The sequence below is a fragment of the Burkholderia anthina genome, assembly GCF_001547525.1.
GTDB classification, from domain to species: Bacteria; Pseudomonadota; Gammaproteobacteria; order Burkholderiales; family Burkholderiaceae; genus Burkholderia; species Burkholderia semiarida.
Genome location: NZ_CM003768.1, coordinates 1916231 through 1934323, shown reverse-complemented (window position 1 = coordinate 1934323; position 18093 = coordinate 1916231). Strand labels below are relative to the sequence as shown.

17 protein-coding genes are annotated in these 18093 nt (G+C 66.1%); 16 read left to right on the top strand and 1 reads right to left on the bottom strand.

The genetic code is table 11. The annotated features are described in order from the left end of the window. The first annotated feature begins 14 nt into the window (after nucleotides 1–14). The 14 genes from pyrH to WS64_RS08840 all read left to right on the top strand — a co-directional run bounded on the left by pyrH (nucleotide 15) and on the right by WS64_RS08840 (nucleotide 13756). Entirely contained in the window at nucleotides 15–728 is a 714-nt protein-coding gene (gene pyrH / locus WS64_RS08905; RefSeq protein ID WP_006402648.1) for a UMP kinase, read from the top strand. Nucleotides 729–861: 133 nt separating this feature from the next. Continuing rightward, nucleotides 862–1422: a ribosome recycling factor gene (gene frr / locus WS64_RS08900; protein ID WP_006483822.1), complete on the top strand. Its 561-nt coding sequence runs from the start codon at nucleotides 862–864 to the stop codon at nucleotides 1420–1422. A 49-nt stretch (nucleotides 1423–1471) separates the two neighbouring features. Further along, the gene (gene uppS, locus WS64_RS08895) at nucleotides 1472–2254 is read left to right on the top strand and encodes a polyprenyl diphosphate synthase (RefSeq protein WP_034201584.1); all 783 of its coding nucleotides are present in this window, start codon (nucleotides 1472–1474) and stop codon (nucleotides 2252–2254) included. Beyond that, the gene (locus tag WS64_RS08890) at nucleotides 2248–3069 is read left to right on the top strand and encodes a phosphatidate cytidylyltransferase (protein WP_059573698.1); all 822 of its coding nucleotides are present in this window, start codon (nucleotides 2248–2250) and stop codon (nucleotides 3067–3069) included. The genes uppS and WS64_RS08890 overlap by 7 nt, the downstream gene beginning before the upstream one ends. A 15-nt stretch (nucleotides 3070–3084) precedes the next feature. Further along, nucleotides 3085–4281, top strand: coding sequence for a 1-deoxy-D-xylulose-5-phosphate reductoisomerase (locus tag WS64_RS08885; protein WP_060966271.1), 1197 nt, complete (start codon nucleotides 3085–3087; stop codon nucleotides 4279–4281). A gap of 11 nt (nucleotides 4282–4292) precedes the next feature. Further along, nucleotides 4293–5681 (top strand): RIP metalloprotease RseP, encoded by a 1389-nt coding sequence (gene rseP, locus WS64_RS08880; RefSeq protein WP_060966270.1) that lies wholly within the window; start codon nucleotides 4293–4295, stop codon nucleotides 5679–5681. Between the two features lie 61 nt (nucleotides 5682–5742). Next, entirely contained in the window at nucleotides 5743–8052 is a 2310-nt protein-coding gene (gene bamA / locus WS64_RS08875) for an outer membrane protein assembly factor BamA (protein WP_059573701.1), read from the top strand. 64 nt (nucleotides 8053–8116) lie between these two features. Then, entirely contained in the window at nucleotides 8117–8614 is a 498-nt protein-coding gene (locus WS64_RS08870) for an OmpH/Skp family outer membrane protein (RefSeq protein WP_059645405.1), read from the top strand. Between the two features lie 16 nt (nucleotides 8615–8630). Then, nucleotides 8631–9710 (top strand): UDP-3-O-(3-hydroxymyristoyl)glucosamine N-acyltransferase, encoded by a 1080-nt coding sequence (gene lpxD, locus WS64_RS08865; protein ID WP_060966269.1) that lies wholly within the window; start codon nucleotides 8631–8633, stop codon nucleotides 9708–9710. Between the two features lie 129 nt (nucleotides 9711–9839). Beyond that, nucleotides 9840–10307: a 3-hydroxyacyl-ACP dehydratase FabZ gene (fabZ, locus tag WS64_RS08860; protein ID WP_006495559.1), complete on the top strand. Its 468-nt coding sequence runs from the start codon at nucleotides 9840–9842 to the stop codon at nucleotides 10305–10307. A gap of 67 nt (nucleotides 10308–10374) precedes the next feature. Next, complete coding sequence (gene lpxA, locus WS64_RS08855) at nucleotides 10375–11163, top strand: acyl-ACP--UDP-N-acetylglucosamine O-acyltransferase (RefSeq protein ID WP_059573703.1); 789 nt, start codon at nucleotides 10375–10377, stop codon at nucleotides 11161–11163. A gap of 3 nt (nucleotides 11164–11166) precedes the next feature. Then, the gene (gene lpxB, locus WS64_RS08850; protein WP_059573704.1) at nucleotides 11167–12336 is read left to right on the top strand and encodes a lipid-A-disaccharide synthase; all 1170 of its coding nucleotides are present in this window, start codon (nucleotides 11167–11169) and stop codon (nucleotides 12334–12336) included. Beyond that, nucleotides 12333–12977 (top strand): ribonuclease HII, encoded by a 645-nt coding sequence (gene rnhB, locus WS64_RS08845; RefSeq protein WP_059645414.1) that lies wholly within the window; start codon nucleotides 12333–12335, stop codon nucleotides 12975–12977. Before lpxB ends, rnhB begins: the two co-directional genes overlap by 4 nt. After that, nucleotides 12974–13756 (top strand): TrmH family RNA methyltransferase, encoded by a 783-nt coding sequence (locus tag WS64_RS08840; RefSeq protein ID WP_060966268.1) that lies wholly within the window; start codon nucleotides 12974–12976, stop codon nucleotides 13754–13756. The genes rnhB and WS64_RS08840 overlap by 4 nt, the downstream gene beginning before the upstream one ends. 99 nt (nucleotides 13757–13855) lie before the next feature. Here the strand turns inward: WS64_RS08840 and ppsR are convergent, their stop codons facing one another. Next, entirely contained in the window at nucleotides 13856–14671 is an 816-nt protein-coding gene (gene ppsR, locus WS64_RS08835) for a posphoenolpyruvate synthetase regulatory kinase/phosphorylase PpsR (RefSeq protein ID WP_011549549.1), read from the bottom strand. A 375-nt stretch (nucleotides 14672–15046) separates the two neighbouring features. On the opposite strand from ppsR, the gene ppsA reads away from it, so the two are divergent. Together ppsA and WS64_RS08825 are read left to right on the top strand one after the other, a co-directional pair. After that, nucleotides 15047–17446: a phosphoenolpyruvate synthase gene (ppsA, locus tag WS64_RS08830; RefSeq protein WP_059645420.1), complete on the top strand. Its 2400-nt coding sequence runs from the start codon at nucleotides 15047–15049 to the stop codon at nucleotides 17444–17446. Between the two features lie 209 nt (nucleotides 17447–17655). After that, nucleotides 17656–18090: an NfeD family protein gene (locus WS64_RS08825; protein ID WP_059645423.1), complete on the top strand. Its 435-nt coding sequence runs from the start codon at nucleotides 17656–17658 to the stop codon at nucleotides 18088–18090. Nucleotides 18091–18093 lie beyond the last annotated feature (3 nt).

Below are 18093 nucleotides of genomic sequence, written 5' to 3'. Positions count from 1 at the left end.
GCTCGGAAGCCCCTATGTCCAATGCCTATAAACGCGTCCTCCTCAAACTCTCCGGCGAAGCGCTGATGGGCGACGACGCCTTCGGCATCAATCGCGCGACGATCGAGCGGATGGTGGCGGATATCGCAGAAGTCGTGCGCCTCGGCACGCAGCTCGCGGTCGTGATCGGTGGCGGTAATATTTTCCGCGGCGTCGCGGGCGGCGCGGCCGGCATGGACCGCGCGACGGCCGACTACATGGGGATGCTGGCGACGATGATGAACGCGCTGGCGCTGCAGGACGCGATGCGCCACGCGGGCATCGAGGCGCGCGTGCAGTCGGCGCTGCGGATGGACCAGGTCGTCGAGCCGTACATCCGGCCGCGTGCGATCCGTCAGCTCGAGGAAGGCCGTGTCGTGATCTTCGCGGCCGGCACCGGCAACCCGTTCTTCACGACGGATACCGCGGCCGCGCTGCGCGGCTCGGAAGTGGGCGCCGAAGTCGTGCTGAAGGCGACCAAGGTCGATGGCGTATATTCTGCCGATCCGAAGAAGGATCCGTCGGCTACGCGCTATACGACGATCAGCTTCGACGAGGCGATCAGCCGCAACCTGCAGGTGATGGACGCGACGGCGTTTGCGCTGTGCCGCGACCAGAAGCTGCCGATTCGCGTGTTTTCGATCAACAAGCCGGGTGCGCTCAAGCGCATCGTGCTGGGCGAGGACGAAGGTACGCTCGTCCACGTGTAAACTCCCGCGGATGCGGGCGACTGACGGCGGGCCACCGGCTATGTGCGACTGGCTGCGGGTTGCCGGCCGCGGCGCGCGACATGCGCCGGTCGGCGCTCGCGTTCTTTGAAGGTTTGAAGGTTCGGAGGTTGAAATGAGTGTCGCTGATGTCAAGAAGGGCGTCGAGCAAAAGATGCAGCGCTCGATCGAAGCGTTCAAGAACGATCTGGCCAAGATCCGTACGGGCCGTGCACACACCGGTCTGCTCGATCACGTTCAGGTCGACTACTACGGCTCGATGGTGCCGATCTCGCAGGTCGCGAACCTGACGCTCGTCGACGCGCGCACGATCGGCGTGCAGCCGTGGGAAAAGAACATGGTCGCGAAGGTCGAGAAGGCCATCCGCGAAGCCGATCTGGGCCTGAATCCGGCCACGGCCGGCGACCTGATCCGCGTGCCGATGCCCGCGCTGACGGAAGAGCGCCGCCGCGAGCTGACCAAGGTCGTGAAGAGCGAAGGCGAAACGGCCAAGGTCGCGATCCGCAACCTGCGCCGCGACGCGAACGAAGCGCTGAAGAAGCTCGTGAAGGACAAGGAAATCTCGGAAGACGACGAGCGCCGCGCAAGCGACGACGTGCAGAAGCTGACCGACAAGCACGTGGCCGAAGTCGACAAGCTCGTGCAGACCAAGGAAGCCGAGATCATGACGGTCTGACGACCGTCCTCGCGCGCCGCCTTCTTCCCGCATTACTGTCTCAACGGCCATGACCTATACCAGCTCTACCGTTCGCGTGCCTGACGTCGGCGTCGTGCCGCGTCACATCGCGATCATCATGGACGGCAATGGCCGTTGGGCGACCGAACGCCGCTTGCCGCGCGTCGCGGGGCACACCCGCGGCGTCGATGCCGTGCGGGCGGTGGTCGAAGGCTGCGCGCGCGCCGGCGTCGAATACCTGACGCTGTTCGCGTTCAGTTCGGAAAACTGGCGCCGGCCGAACGACGAAGTGTCGTTCCTGATGCGGCTGTTCATCACCGCGCTCGAGCGCGAGGTGGGCAAGCTGCATGCGAACGGCATCCGTCTGCGTGTCGTCGGCGATCTCGACCGTTTCGAGCCGCGCATCCGTGAACTGATTCGCCGCGCCGAAACCAAGACGGCGCGCAATACCCGTCTGACGCTCACCATCGCGGCCAACTACGGCGGCCGGTGGGACATCCTGCAGGCGACGAAGAAGCTCGTCGAGCAGGCCGTGCGCGAAGGTCGCGAGATCGAAGTGACCGAGGACGCTTTCGCGCCGCACCTGGCGATGGCCTACGCGCCGGAGCCCGATCTCTTCATCCGCACGGGCGGCGAGCAGCGCGTCAGCAACTTCCTGCTGTGGCAGCTCGCGTACGCCGAATTCTATTTCACTGACAAGTACTGGCCGGATTTCGACGGCGCGGCACTGGCCGACGCGATGGCGTCGTATACCGAGCGCGAGCGCCGTTTCGGGCGCACGAGTGCGCAGCTCGAACCGCAATCGCAGAACGCCGACTCCCTTTCATGCTGAAAACCCGTGTGATCACGGCGATCGTGATGCTGGCCGTGCTGCTGCCGGTGACGCTGTTCGCGCCGCTCGCCGGGTTCGGCGCGCTGATCGGCGTCGTGCTGGTGTTCGCCGCGTGGGAGTGGGCGCGCCTGCTGAAGCTCGGCGGCGCCGCGCCGGTCGTCTATGCGCTCGTCGCGGCGCTCGCGCTCGCGGCCACCGCGCCGCTCGGCGTCGACGCGGCTTCGTCCCGTCCCCTTTTCATGGCGGCTGGCGTGTTCTGGCTGCTGGTCGGCCCGTTCGCGCTGCGGCGCAAGCCCGAACTCGCGGGCGGCGTGTGGCGACCGTTCCTGCTGGCCGCCGGCCTCGTCGTGTTCGCCGCCTGCTGGCACGCGCTCGTGGCAGCCCGCGCGCAGGGCGTGCCGTTCGTGCTGTCGCTGCTTCTGGTCGTCTGGCTGGCCGATATCGGCGCATACTTCGCCGGCAAGGCCTTCGGAAAGCGTAAACTGGCCATCACGATCAGCCCCGGCAAGAGCTGGGAAGGCGCGATCGGCGGCTGGTTCGCGGTGATGGTCGTCGCCGGCGTCGCGATGGCCGTACACGCTTTCGAACCGACCCTGTTTTCCGCGCTCGCCGCGCGCTACGGAATGCCCGGCGCGTGGGCCGCACTGACGCTGCTGGTTGCATACAGCGTGATTGGCGACCTGTTCGAGTCGCTGCTGAAGCGGCAGGCGGGCGTGAAGGATTCGAGCGGACTGCTGCCGGGCCACGGCGGCGTGCTCGATCGGGTCGACGCGCTGCTGCCGGTGCTGCCGCTCGCGATGCTGCTGCTTGGTTAAACCATTATTTCTGTTATGCAAAAACGCCTGACATTGCTCGGTTCCACGGGCTCGATCGGAGACAGCACGCTCGACGTGGTCGCGCGCCATCCCGAGCGCTTCTCGGTCTACGCGCTGACCGCGCACCGCAACGGCGACAAGCTCGTCGAGCAGTGTCTGCGCTTCGCGCCTGAAGTGGCGGTGGTCGGCGATGCCGCGACGGCCGCGCACGTCGACGCGAAACTGCGCGCGGCGGGCAGCAAGACGGTCGTGCTGCACGGGCCGCAGGCGCTCGTCGACGTGTCGAAGAGCGACGGCTGCGACACGGTGGTCGCCGCGATCGTCGGCGCGGCCGGCCTTGCGCCGAGCCTGGCGGCCGCACGCGCCGGCAAGCGGATCCTGCTCGCGAACAAGGAAGCGCTCGTGATGTCGGGCGCGATCTTCATGGACGCCGTGCGCGACCATGGCGCGATCCTGCTGCCGGTCGACAGCGAACACAACGCGATCTTCCAGTGCATGCCGCGCGACGCGGCCGAGCACGGCGGGATCTCGAAGATCATCCTGACCGCGTCGGGCGGCCCGTTCCGCACGCGCGAGCCGGCCACGCTCGTCGACGTGACGCCGGACGAGGCGTGCAGGCACCCGAACTGGGTGATGGGCCGCAAGATCTCGGTCGATTCCGCGACGATGATGAACAAGGGCCTCGAGGTGATCGAGGCGCACTGGATCTTCGGGCTGCCGGGCGACCGGATCGACGTGCTGATCCATCCGCAGAGCGTGATCCATTCGCTCGTGTCGTATCGCGACGGCTCGGTGCTCGCGCAGCTCGGCAACCCCGACATGCGCACGCCGATCGCGCACGCGCTCGCGTTTCCCGAGCGCGTCGACGCGGGCGTCGATCAGCTCGACCTCGCGCAGATCGCCCAGTTGTCGTTCGAGAAGCCCGACTACGCGCGCTTCCCGTGCCTCGCGCTCGCGCTGAAGGCGCTCGAGGAAGGCGGTATCGCGAGCGCCGCATTGAACGCGGCGAACGAAGTGGCGGTCGAAGCATTTCTCGAGCGCCGGATCGGCTTCATGGCGATCGCGGCGACGGTCGACGCCGTGCTCAACACGCTGCCGAACCGCGCGCCCGACGGGCTCGACGACGTCCTCGCGGCGGATGCCGAGGCTCGCCGCCTCGCCGCCGCGATCATTGCGAAAGCGCCTGCGCCACGCGTGGAGCGTGCGGTCTGAATGGAGTGCTCATGAACGTACTGGTCGAACTGGTCGCGTTTGCGGTGGCGATCGGGGTGCTGGTCGTCGTGCATGAGTATGGACACTATCGCGTCGCGCGCTGGTGCGGCGTGAAGGTGCTGCGTTTCTCGATCGGCTTCGGCCAGCCCGTCGCGCGCTGGGTCAGCCGCAGGACGGGCACCGAGTGGACGCTGTCCGCGCTGCCGCTCGGCGGCTACGTGAAGATGCTCGACGAGCGCGATCCAGGCCCGGGCGGCATTCCGCCCGAGGAACTCGGGCAGGCATTCAACCGCCAGTCGGTCTACAAGCGCATCGCGATCGTCGCGGCCGGACCGATTGCGAACTTCCTGCTGGCAATCGTGCTGTTCTCCGCCATATTCGCCACCGGCGTGACCGAGCCGACCGCGATCGTCGCGCCGCCGGCCGCCGGCACGGTGGCGGCTCGCGCGGGCTTCGACGGCGGCGAGACGGTCGTGTCGATCCGCGACGTGCGCGTGGGCGACGCGCAGGGCGGCGAGTCGGAGCCGGTGCGATCGTGGTCGGACCTGCGCTGGAAGCTGCTGTCGGCCGCGCTCGACCATCGCGCGGTCGTGCTCGGCGCGCGCGACGGCAATGCGACGTTCGATTTCCGCGTCGACCTGCGCAACGTGCCCGACAGCCAGCTCGACGACGACTTCATGGCCCATCTGGGCTTCGAGGCCGGCGGCGGCACGTTGTCGGTCGCGTCGGTGCAGCCGGGCAGCGCGGCGGAGCAGGCGGGCCTGAAAGCCGGCGACAAGCTGGTCGCGCTCGACGGCAAGCCGATCGGCGGCGCGTCGCGCTTCATCGATACGGTGAAGCACCATGCGGGCGAGCCGCTCGCGCTGCAGATCGAACGCAACGGCGCCGCGCGGACGGTGTCGATCGTGCCGCAGATGCAGCGCGACGACGAATCGGGGCAGCAGGTCGGCCGCATCGGCGCGGCGCTGTCGATGCACGCGCCGTCGGTGGACGTGCGCTACGGGCCGATCGAGAGCCTGCGGCTCGGCGCGCACCGCACGTGGGACATTTCCGTGTATTCGCTGAAGATGTTCGGGCGGATGATCACGGGCAACGCGTCGTTGAAGAACCTGTCGGGCCCGGTGACGATCGCCGACTACGCGGGCAAGAGCGCACGGCTCGGTCCGTCGGCGTTCCTGTCGTTCCTCGCCCTTGTCAGCATTAGCCTTGGCGTCCTGAACTTGTTGCCGATTCCCGTTTTGGACGGGGGGCATCTGTTATATTATGCGGTTGAAGCCGCGACCGGGAAAGCCGTATCGGAGCGCTGGCAGCTGATTCTGCAAAGAGCCGGGTTGATCTGCATCGTCGCGTTGTCGGCGATCGCGCTGTTCAACGATCTGGCTCGGTTAATCCATTTCTGAAGCGTCAGGCGGCGGCCGCTGGCCAGCCGCCCGATTTGATGCAGCTAAATATTGGGGATGCATGTTGTTCAAACCTCATCGCTTTGTACCTAAGACAGTTGCAGCGGCCGCGCTCGCCGCGCACGGCCTCGCGGCGCATGCAGCGGCACCGTTCGTGGTGCAAGACATCAAGATCGAGGGGCTGCAGCGCGTCGAAGCGGGTTCGGTGTTCGCCTATCTGCCGATCAAGCAGGGCGATACCTTCACGGACGACAAGGCATCCGAAGCAATCCGCGCGTTGTACGCGACGGGCTTTTTCAACGACGTGCGCGTCGCCACGCAAGGCAACGTCGTGATCGTGCAGGTGCAGGAGCGGCCGGCCATCGCGTCGATCGACTTCACCGGCACGAAGGAATTCGACAAGGACAACCTGACGAAGGCGCTGCGTGCGGTCGGCCTCGCCGACGGCCGCTACTACGACAAGGCGCTCGTCGACAAGGCGGAGCAGGAACTCAAGCGCCAGTACCTGACGCGCGGCTTCTATGCGGCCGAAGTCAAGACGACGATCACGCCGGTCGACGCGAACCGCGTGTCGATCCTGTTCGCGGTGGCCGAAGGCCCGAGCGCGAAGATCCGCCAGATCAACTTCATCGGCAACAAGGCGTTCAGCACGAGCACGCTGCGCGACGAGATGCAGCTGTCGACGCCGAACTGGTTCTCCTGGTACACGAAGAACGACCTGTACTCGAAGGAAAAGCTCACGGGCGACCTCGAGGCCGTGCGCTCGTACTACCTGAACCGCGGCTACCTCGAGTTCAACATCGAGTCGACCCAGGTATCGATCTCGCCGGACAAGAAGGACATGTACCTGACGGTCACGCTGCACGAAGGCGAGCCGTACACGGTGTCGGGCATCAAGCTGTCGGGCAACCTGCTCGATCGCGAGGCCGAACTCAACAAGCTGATCAAGATCAAGCCGGGCGACCGCTTCTCGGCCGAAAAGCTGCAGCAGACCACCAAGTCGATCGTCGACAAGCTCGGCGAATACGGCTACGCATTCGCGACCGTCAACGCGCAGCCGGACATCGACCAGGCGAACCACAAGGTGAACCTGAACCTCGTCGTCGATCCGAGCCGCCGCGTGTACGTGCGCCGCATCAACGTGGTCGGCAACACGCGTACGCGCGACGAAGTGGTGCGCCGCGAAATGCGCCAGCTCGAAAGCTCGTGGTTCGACTCGAACCGCCTCGCGCTGTCGAAGGACCGCGTGAACCGCCTCGGCTACTTCACCAACGTCGACGTGACGACGGTGCCGGTCGAAGGCACGAACGACCAGGTCGACGTGAACGTGAAGGTCGACGAAAAACCGACCGGCGCGATCACGCTGGGCGCCGGCTTCTCGTCGACGGACAAGGTCGTGCTGTCGGCCGGCGTGTCGCAGGACAACGTGTTCGGTTCGGGCACGAGCCTGTCGGTGAACGTCAACACCGCGAAGAGCTACCGCACGCTGACCGTCACGCAGGTCGACCCGTACTTCACGGTCGACGGCATCAAGCGGATCACCGACGTGTACTACCGCACGTACCAGCCGCTCTACTATTCGACGAGCTCGAGCTTCCGGATCATCAGCGCGGGCGGCAACCTGAAGTTCGGCATTCCGTTCTCGGAAGTCGATACCGTCTACTTCGGCGCGGGCTTCGAACAGAACCGCCTCGACGTCGATTCGAACACGCCGCAGAGCTACCAGGATTACGTGAACGAGTTCGGCCGCGTGTCGAACACGGTGCCGCTGACGGTGGCATGGTCGCGCGACGCGCGTGACAGCGCGCTGATTCCGAGCCGCGGCTACTTCACGCAGGCGAACATGGAGTACGGCGTGCCGGTCGGCAAGATCCAGTACTACAAGGCCGACCTGCAGGCGCAGTACTACTATTCGTTCTCGCGCGGCTTCATCCTGGGCCTGAACCTGCAAGGCGGCTACGGTAACGGTATCGGCAACCCGTACCCGATCTTCAAGAACTACTACGCGGGCGGTATCGGCTCCGTGCGGGGCTACGAGCCGAGCTCGCTGGGCCCGCGCGACACGAAGACGAACGATCCGATCGGCGGTTCGAAGATGCTGGTCGGCAACATCGAGCTGACGTTCCCGCTGCCGGGCACGGGTTACGACCGTACGCTGCGCGTGTTCACGTTCCTCGACGGCGGTAACGTGTGGGGCAATGCGCCGGGCGGCACCAGTACGGGCGCCAACGGCCTGCGCTACGGCTACGGTGTGGGTCTCGCGTGGATCTCGCCGATCGGCCCGCTGAAGCTGAGCCTCGGCTTCCCGCTGCAGAAGCACGAAGGCGACCAGTACCAGAAATTCCAGTTCCAGATCGGGACGGCGTTCTGACCGAACGCATGACAACAGCAACGAGAGGGTAATTTTGCTAACCGGTAAGTTTTCGAAACGAGTGATGTGCGCGCTGACCGTTGCGCTGGCCCTGGGCGCGGCAACGGTGCACGCACAGGACGTCGCCCGCATCGCGGCGGTCAATTCGGATCGGATCCTGCGCGAGTCGGTGCCCGCGAAGGCGGCGCAGACGAAGCTCGAAGCCGAGTTCGCGAAGCGTGACAAGGATCTGCAGGACCTGGCGGCCCGTCTGAAGTCGATGTCCGATTCGCTCGACAAGAACGGCACGTCGCTGTCGGCGGCCGATCGCGCGCAGAAGCAGCGCGATCTGGCGCAGCTCGACACCGACTTCCAGCGCAAGCAGCGCGAGTTCCGCGAAGACCTGAACCAGCGTCGCAACGAGGAACTGGCGGCCGTGCTCGAGAAGGCGAACAAGGTCATCAAGCAGATCGCCGAACAGCAGAATTACGACCTGATCGTGCAGGAAGCCGTGTACGTCAGCCCGCGCATCGACATCACCGACAAGGTGCTCAAGGCGCTCGCGTCCGGCTCGACGAACTGAACGGAGCAGACGACGAATGGCATTGACGCTCGAGGCACTCGTAAAGCGGTTCGGCGGCGAGATCGCCGGCGACGCACAGTGCACGGTCGGCGGCCTCGCGCCGCTCGACCAGGCAGGCCCTCAGCAGCTCGCGTTCCTCGCGAACCCGAAGTACCTGTCGCAGGTCGAAACGACCCGCGCCGGCGCGGTGCTGATCGCGCCGAAGGATCTGGAAAAGCTGGGCGCGGCCGCGAAGGGTCGCAACTTCATCGTGACGCCGAATCCGTACGCGTACTTCGCGCGCGTCGCGCAGATGTTCATCGATCTCGCTACGCCGCCGCGCGCGGCCGGCGTGCATCCGAGCGCGACGATCGATCCGGCCGCGAAGGTCGCCGCGACCGCGGTGATCGGCCCGCACGTGACGGTCGAGGCCGGCGCGGTGATCGAAGACGGCGTGCAGCTCGACGCGAACGTATTCGTCGGCCGCGGCACGACGATCGGCGCCGGCTCGCACTTCTATCCGAACGCATCGGTGTACCACGGCTGCAAGATCGGCCCGCGCGCGATCGTCCATGCGGGCGCCGTGATCGGTTCCGACGGTTTCGGCTTCGCGCCGGATTTCGTCGGCGACGGCGACGCGCGCACCGGCAGCTGGGTCAAGATTCCGCAGGTCGGCGGCGTGACGATCGGCCCGGACGTCGAAATCGGCGCGAACACGACGATCGACCGCGGTGCGATGGCGGATACCGTCATCGAGGAATGCGTGAAGATCGACAACCAGGTCCAGATCGGCCACAACTGCCGGATCGGCGCGTACACGGTGATCGCCGGCAGCGCCGGCATCGCGGGCAGCACGACGATCGGCCGCCATTGCATGATCGGCGGCGCGGCCGGGATCGCCGGCCACGTGACGCTCGGCGACTATGTCATCATCACCGCGAAGTCGGGCGTATCGAAGTCGCTGCCGAAGGCCGGCATCTATACCAGCGCGTTCCCGGCCGTCGACCACGGCGAGTGGAACAAGAGCGCCGCGCTCGTGCGCAACCTCGACAAGCTGCGCGAGCGCATCAAGGCGCTCGAAGCCGCGCTCGCCGCCCAGGGCGGCACCCACGCCTGAGCCCATCATGCGAGATCACGAACCGGGCACGGCCAGCGCAACCGGCCCGGTTTGCCAGACTGGGCCGCGCGGCGGCCCGCTTCAGCCTTTGCATCACCACCGCGCAGCCTCTGCGTGAGACGAACCATCATGAGCACTGAAAAAATCAATCTCGACATCCACAAGATCCTCACGCTGCTGCCGCATCGCTACCCGATTCTGCTCGTCGACCGCGTGCTCGAACTCGAACCGCACAAAGGGATCAAAGCGCTGAAGAACGTGTCGATCAACGAGCCGTTCTTCCAGGGGCATTTCCCGAAGCGGCCGGTGATGCCGGGCGTGCTGATCCTCGAGGCGCTCGCACAGGCCGCGGCGCTGCTGACGTTCGCGGAAGAGCAGCCGAAGGATCCGGAGAACACGCTGTACTACTTCGTCGGAATCGACGGTGCGCGCTTCAAGCGCGTGGTCGAACCGGGCGACCAGCTGATCCTGAACGTGACGTTCGAGCGCTACATTCGCGGCATCTGGAAGTTCAAGGCGGTGGCGGAAGTCGACGGCAAGGTCGCGGCGGAAGCCGAGCTGATGTGCACGGTCAAGACGGCCGACGCGGCGCCCTGAGCGACGCGGCACGCATGGGCAACATAACGCGAGCAACGCGACACATCATATCGAGAGGCAACGGCGCATGACCAGGATTCATCCTACCGCGATCGTCGAGCCGGGCGCGCAGATCGACGAATCGGTCGAGATCGGCCCGTACGCGATCGTCGGCCCGCACGTCACGATCGGCGCGCGCACGACGATCGGCTCGCACAGCGTGATCGAAGGCCATACGACGCTCGGCGAGGACAACCGCATCGGCCATTACGCGTCGGTCGGCGGGCGTCCGCAGGACATGAAGTACAAGGACGAGCCGACGAAGCTCGTGATCGGCAACCGCAACACGATCCGCGAATTCACGACGATCCACACGGGCACCGTGCAGGACGTCGGCGTGACGACGCTCGGCGACGACAACTGGATCATGGCCTACGTGCACATCGGCCACGACTGCCGCGTCGGCAACAACGTGATCCTGTCGAGCAACGCGCAGATGGCCGGCCACGTCGAGATCGGCGACTTCGCGATCATCGGCGGCATGTCGGGCGTGCACCAGTTCGTGCGCATCGGCGCGCATTCGATGCTGGGTGGCGCGTCGGCGCTCGTGCAGGACATCCCGCCGTTCGTGATCGCGGCGGGCAACAAGGCCGAGCCGCACGGGATCAACGTCGAAGGGCTGCGCCGGCGCGGCTTCTCGGCCGACGCGATCTCGGCGCTGCGCAGCGCGTACCGCGTGCTGTACAAGAACAGCCTGTCGCTCGAGGAAGCGAAGGTGCAACTGCGCGAGCTCGCGGAAGCGGGCGGCGACGGCGATGCACCGGTGAAGGCGCTCGTCGAGTTCATCGACGCGTCGCAACGCGGCATCATCCGCTAAGCGATGCCGCTTCCGACCAACCAGCTCCGGCTCGCGATGGTGGCCGGTGAACCGTCGGGCGACCTGCTCGCGGCCTCGCTGCTCGGCGGGCTGCGCGAGCGGCTGCCCGAATCGGCCCAGTATTACGGGATCGGCGGGCCGCGCATGATCGCGCAGGGCTTCGACTCGCACTGGCAGATGGACAAGCTGACCGTGCGCGGCTATGTCGAGGCGCTGGGCCAGATTCCCGAGATCCTGCGGATTCGCGGCGAACTGAAGCGCCAACTGCTCGCCGAGCGGCCGGACGCGTTCATCGGTGTGGACGCGCCCGATTTCAACTTCAACGTCGAACAGGCCGCGCGCGACGCGGGCATCCCGTCGATCCACTTCGTGTGCCCGTCGATCTGGGCGTGGCGCGGCGGCCGGATCAAGAAGATCGCGAAATCCGTCGATCACATGCTGTGCCTGTTCCCGTTCGAACCGGCGATCCTCGACAAGGCCGGCGTCGCATCGACCTACGTCGGTCATCCGCTCGCCGATGAAATCCCGCTCGAACCCGATACGCACGGCGCGCGCATTGCGCTCGGCCTGCCGGCCGACGGCCCCGTGATCGCGGTGCTGCCGGGCAGCCGGCGCTCGGAGATCGCGCTGATCGGCCCGACGTTCTTCGCGGCGATGGCGCTGATGCAGCAGCGCGAGCCCGGCGTGCGGTTCGTGATGCCGGCCGCGACGCCCGCGCTGCGCGAACTGCTGCAGCCGCTCGTCGACGCACATCCGCAGCTCGCGTTGACGATCACCGACGGCCGTTCGCAGGTCGCGATGACGGCCGCCGACGCGATCCTCGTGAAGAGCGGCACCGTCACGCTGGAAGCCGCGCTGCTGAAAAAGCCGATGGTGATCTCGTACAAGGTGCCCTGGCTGACCGGGCAGATCATGCGCCGGCAAGGCTACCTGCCGTATGTCGGCCTGCCGAACATCCTGGCGGGGCGCTTCGTCGTGCCCGAACTGCTGCAGCATTTCGCGACGCCCGAGGCGCTCGCCGATGCGACGCTCACGCAGCTGCGCGACGACGCGAACCGCCGCACGCTGACCGAAGTGTTTACCGAAATGCATCTTTCGCTGCGGCAGAACACGGCCGCGAAGGCGGCCGAGGCCGTCGTGCGCGTGCTCGAACAACGCAAGGGGCGCGCATGACCGCAGTCCGTGCGCCACGTCGCAGCGCGTCGGCCGACGTGCAGGGCGGTTTCGATTTCAGCCGCCCGGACGAGATCGTCTGCGGCGTCGACGAAGCCGGCCGCGGCCCGCTCGCGGGGCCGGTGGTGGCCGCCGCGGTGATCCTCGATCCGGCTCGGCCGATCGACGGGCTCGACGATTCGAAAGCGCTGTCCGCGAAGAAGCGCGACATGCTGTACGAGCTGATCGTCGCGCGTTCGCACGCGTATTGCGTCGCGTCGGCGAGTGTCGACGAGATCGATACGCTGAACATCCTGCACGCGACGATGCTCGCGATGAAGCGGGCCGTCGAAGGCCTGTCGGTGCTGCCGACGCTTGCGCAGATCGACGGCAACCGCTGCCCGACGCTGAGCGTGCGCGCCGAGGCGATCGTCAGCGGCGACGCGCTCGTGCCGAGCATCTCGGCCGCGTCGATCCTCGCGAAGGTCACGCGCGACCGCATGCTGGTCGACCTGCACGAACGCTTCCCGGTGTACGGCTTCAACGTGCATGCAGGCTACGGCACCGCGAAACATCTTGCCGCACTGCGCGAGCACGGCCCGTGCGAAGCGCACCGGCGCTCGTTCGCGCCGGTTCGTGCGGCGCTCGATCTGATTCGATGAAAAGCATCACTTCCCGCGACAACCCGCTGTACAAGCGCCTGAAGGCGCTCGCGGGTTCGACGCCCCAGCAGCGCCGCAGCGGCCAGGCGCTGCTCGAAGGTTTCCATCTCGCGAGCGCGTACCTCGATACGGGCGCGACGCCGGAGTTGTGCGTCACGACCGAAGGTGCGCTCGGCCACGCGGAGGCGCAGGCGATCGTCGCGCGCATCGACGCGCAGCGGGTCGTCTCGCTGCCGGACGCGCTGTTCGGGCAGTTGTCGAACGTCGTCAACGGCGTCGGCTTCCTGCTGCTGGTCGACCGGCCGGCGCACCCGCTGCCCGCGCGCGTGACGCATACGTCGGTCGTGCTCGACGGCGTGCAGGATGCCGGCAACGTCGGCTCGATCCTGCGCAGCGCGGCGGCGGCTGGCGTGCGTCACGTGTTCTGCGCGCCGGGGACGGCCTATGCGTGGTCGTCGAAGGTGCTGCGCTCGGGCATGGGCGCGCATTTCCTGTTGTCGATCCATGAGGACGTCGAAGCCGCGGCGCTTGCCGAACGCCTCGACGTACCGGTCGCGCTGACCGATTCGCACGGGGCGCGGGCGGTCTACGACTGCGATCTGTCGGGGCCCGTCGCATGGGTGTTCGGCAACGAAGGCGCCGGCGTGTCGGCATTCTGGCGCGACGCGGCCACGCATCGCGTGACGATTCCGCAGCCGGGCGGGATGGAGTCGCTGAACGTCGCGGCCGCCGCCGCGGTGTGCCTGTTCGAGCAGGTTCGGCAGCAGCGGCCCGCGTGACGCCGCACGCGCGCAATTGATTACCGTAAAACGAAACAAGGCCGCGTTCGACGCGGCCTTGTTGCTTTCGGCGGCGGACAGCCGCCCGCGCATCCGCGCTCAGTACGACTGCCGGTCGAGGCGGATTTCCTGCAGGATCGTCGTCGCGATTTCCTCGATCGACTTGTGCGTCGACGACAGCCACTTGATCCCTTCGCGGCGCATCATCGCCTCGGCCTCGTTGATCTCGTAGCGGCAGTTCTCGGGCGCCGCGTACTTGCTGCCGGGCCGGCGTTCGTTGCGGATCTCCGACAGGCGCTGCGGGTCGATCGACAGCCCGAACAGCTTCTCGCTGTACGGCGCCAGCGCCGACGGCAGCTTGCCGCGTTCGAAATCCTCCGGAATCAGCGGATAGTTGGCGGCCTTCACGCCGTATTGCATCGCGAGGTACAGGCTCGTCGGCGTCTTGCCGCTGCGCGACACGCCGACCAGGATCACGTCGGCCTCCGACAGGTTGCGGTTCGACTGGCCGTCGTCGTGCGCGAGCGAGAAGTTGATCGCCTCGATCCGCGTCTTGTATTCCTCGGTGTCCGCGTTCTGGTGGCCGCGGCCCATCGCGTGGCTCGACTTGAGCTCCAGTTCCTGCTCGAGCGGTTCGACGAAGCGCTGGAACATGTCGAGCACGAGCGCGTTCGAGCGTTTGACGATGTCGTTCGACTCGCTGTCGACGAGCGTCGTGAACACGATCGCGCGACGGCCATCGTGCACGGCGGCCTCGTTGATCTTCTCGACGGTCGCGTAGGCCTTGTCGAGCGAGTCGACGAACGGCACGCGCACGAGGCGGAATTTCTGGTCGAACTGGGAGAGGATCGAGTGCGCGAAGGTTTCGGCAGTGATCCCGGTGCCGTCGGAGACGATGAATACGGTAGGCAGCATGAATCTGGACGTCGAGCGTGAAGGGCGGTTGCGCGGACCGCTGGAGGTTCGCCTCCACACGCAGTGACAAGGTCGCGCCACATCCGGCAGCCGGCACGGTAGAATAGCGGCAACCTGTTGGATAAGCAATTGCGGGGCGGGGCGTGAACGGCGGCCCGTAGCTGGGCCGCACGATTTCAGAATTCCCGGCAAGTCTGGCGATTTGTCTGCAAATATCGCCCTTCTGCCGGGATTTTTGCAAATCGGGTCGGAACATTTTCGCCGCTGCGAATGCTTATCTAACAGGTTGCGCAAGACGCGCCGCGCCTTTTTGCAAGCGCCCGCGTTCGAGCCCACTTGCGCGATCGAGCATTTTTTTCACACTTAGGGGCTTGTATGACTAACGCAGCAAACGTCGCAAAGGACCAGGCGTATGTAATTCCGTTCGAGCAGTTGCGGATGACCGATGTGGAAATCGTGGGCGGCAAGAATGCGTCGCTCGGCGAGATGATCAGCCAGCTTTCCGAAGCAGGCGTTCGCGTACCCACCGGTTTCGCCACGACCGCGCTCGCATTCCGCGATTTCCTCAAGCACAACGACCTCACCGATCGCATCGCCAAGCGTCTCGAGTCGCTCGACATCGACGACGTGAAGGCGCTCGCCGAAGCCGGTGCCGAAATCCGCAAGTGGATCGTCGACGCGCCGCTGCAGCCGCGCCTCGAGCAGGAAATCCGCGCGCAGTTCGAAGTGCTGAAGAACGGCTCGCCGAGCGAGCTGTCGTTCGCCGTGCGCTCGTCGGCGACCGCGGAAGACCTGCCCGACGCATCGTTCGCGGGCCAGCAGGAGTCGTATCTGAACGTCGTCGGCATCGACGACGTGCTCGACCGCATGAAGCACGTGTTCGCGTCGCTGTACAACGACCGCGCGATCTCGTACCGCGTGCACAAGGGCTTCACGCACGCCGAAGTCGCGCTGTCGGCCGGCGTGCAGCGCATGGTCCGCTCGGACGTCGGCGCCGCCGGCGTGATGTTCACGATCGATACCGAATCGGGCTTCAAGGACGCCGTGTTCATCACGTCGAGCTACGGCCTGGGCGAAACCGTCGTGCAGGGCGCGGTGAACCCGGACGAGTTCTACGTGTTCAAGACGACGCTCGCGCAGGACAAGTACCCGATCATCCGCCGCTCGATCGGCTCGAAGCTGATCAAGATGGAATTCACGCAGCCGGGCGAGCCGGGCCGCGTGAAGACGGTCGACGTGCCGCACGAGCAGCGCAACCGCTACTCGATCACCGACGAAGACGTGATCGAGCTCGCGAAGTACGCGGTCATCATCGAGAAGCACTACCAGCGTCCGATGGACATCGAGTGGGGCAAGGACGGCCGCGACGGCAAGATCTTCATCCTGCAGGCACGCCCGGAAACGGTGAAGAGCCAGGCGAGCGGCAAGGCCGAGCAGCGCTTCAAGCTGAAGGGCCAGTCGCAGGTGCTCGCGACGGGCCGTGCGATCGGCCAGAAGATCGGTGCGGGCCCCGTGCGCGTGATCCAGGATCCGTCGGAAATGGAACGCGTGCAGCCGGGCGACGTGCTGGTGGCCGACATGACCGACCCGAACTGGGAGCCGGTGATGAAGCGCGCGGCGGCGATCGTCACGAACCGCGGCGGCCGCACCTGCCACGCGGCGATCATCGCGCGTGAGCTCGGCGTGCCGGCGGTGGTCGGCTGCGGCGATGCGACCGACGTGCTGAAGGACGGCGCGCTCGTCACCGTGTCGTGCGCGGAAGGCGACGAAGGCAAGATCTACGACGGGCTGCTCGAGACGGAAGTCACGGAAGTGCAGCGCGGCGAACTGCCGGAAATCCCGGTCAAGATCATGATGAACGTCGGCAATCCGCAGCTCGCGTTCGACTTCTCGCAACTGCCGAACGGTGGTGTTGGCCTCGCGCGTCTCGAGTTCATCATCAACAACAACATCGGCGTGCACCCGAAGGCGATTCTCGAGTACCCGAACATCGACCAGGACCTGAAGAAGGCGGTCGAGAGCGTCGCGCGCGGCCACGCGTCGCCGCGTCAGTTCTACGTCGACAAGCTGACGGAAGGCGTCGCGACGATCGCGGCGGCGTTCTATCCGAAGCCGGTGATCGTGCGTCTGTCCGACTTCAAGTCGAACGAGTACAAGAAGCTGATCGGCGGTTCGCGCTACGAGCCGGACGAGGAAAACCCGATGCTGGGCTTCCGCGGCGCGTCGCGCTACATCGCCGACGACTTCGCGCAGGCGTTCGAGATGGAATGCCGTGCACTGAAGCGCGTGCGTGACGAGATGGGCCTGACCAACGTCGAGATCATGGTGCCGTTCGTGCGGACCGTGAAGCAGGCGGAGCGCGTCGTCGGCCTGCTCGAGAAGTTCGGCCTGAAGCGCGGCGAAAACGGCCTGCGCCTCGTGATGATGTGCGAAGTCCCGACCAACGCGATCCTCGCCGAAGAGTTCCTGGAACACTTCGACGGTTTCTCGATCGGCTCGAACGACCTCACGCAGCTCACGCTCGGCCTCGACCGCGATTCGGGCATGGAACTGCTCGCAGTCGACTTCGACGAACGCGACCCGGCCGTCAAGTTCCTGCTGAAGCGTGCGATCGATACCTGCCGCAAGATGGGCAAGTACGTCGGTATCTGCGGCCAGGGCCCGTCCGATCACCCGGATTTCGCGCAATGGCTGACCGACGAAGGCATCGCGTCGATCTCGCTGAACCCGGACACGATCATCGATACGTGGCAGGCGCTCGCCAACCGGAAGTAACGATCCGTCATGCAACTTCGGCGAAAGGGCGGTCCACCGCGTTTTCGTTGAAGGCAAAATGCAAGGTTCATGCTATAAACACCCCGGTAAGCACCGGGGTGTTTTTTTTCGTCGGTACGCGCCGGCTGCCCCTGGAGCGCCGACCGCTTCGCACAGTTGCGAGCGCGGCGAATATAGTGAGCATCGGGGGCGTTTTTCTGGAGACCACAATGATGTCGGGGCATCTGTTCTGGTGGGTCGGGGTAGGCGTGCTGGTCGTCGCCGAGTTGCTGACGGGCACGTTCTATCTGTTGATGATCGCACTCGGCTTTCTCGCGGGCGGCTTGCTGCAACTGGCCGGTTTCGCGCCGCACGTGCAGTTCGGCGCGGCGGCCGCGGTGGCGATCGTCGCGATGATCGTGCTGCGCCGGTCGGGGCTCGGCCGCAAGCAGAAGCGCGACACGTCGGCGAATCCCGACGTCAATCTCGATATCGGCTCGACCGTCACGGTAGACGCGTGGCGTGACGGCCGCGCGCGCGTGCAGTATCGCGGCGCCGACTGGGACGTCGAGCTCGCGCACGGCGAGCGCGACGATGCGCACGTGTACCAGGTGAGCGCCGTGCGCGGCAATTGTCTCGTGGTCGTGGCGAAACCCGCGGGCTGATCG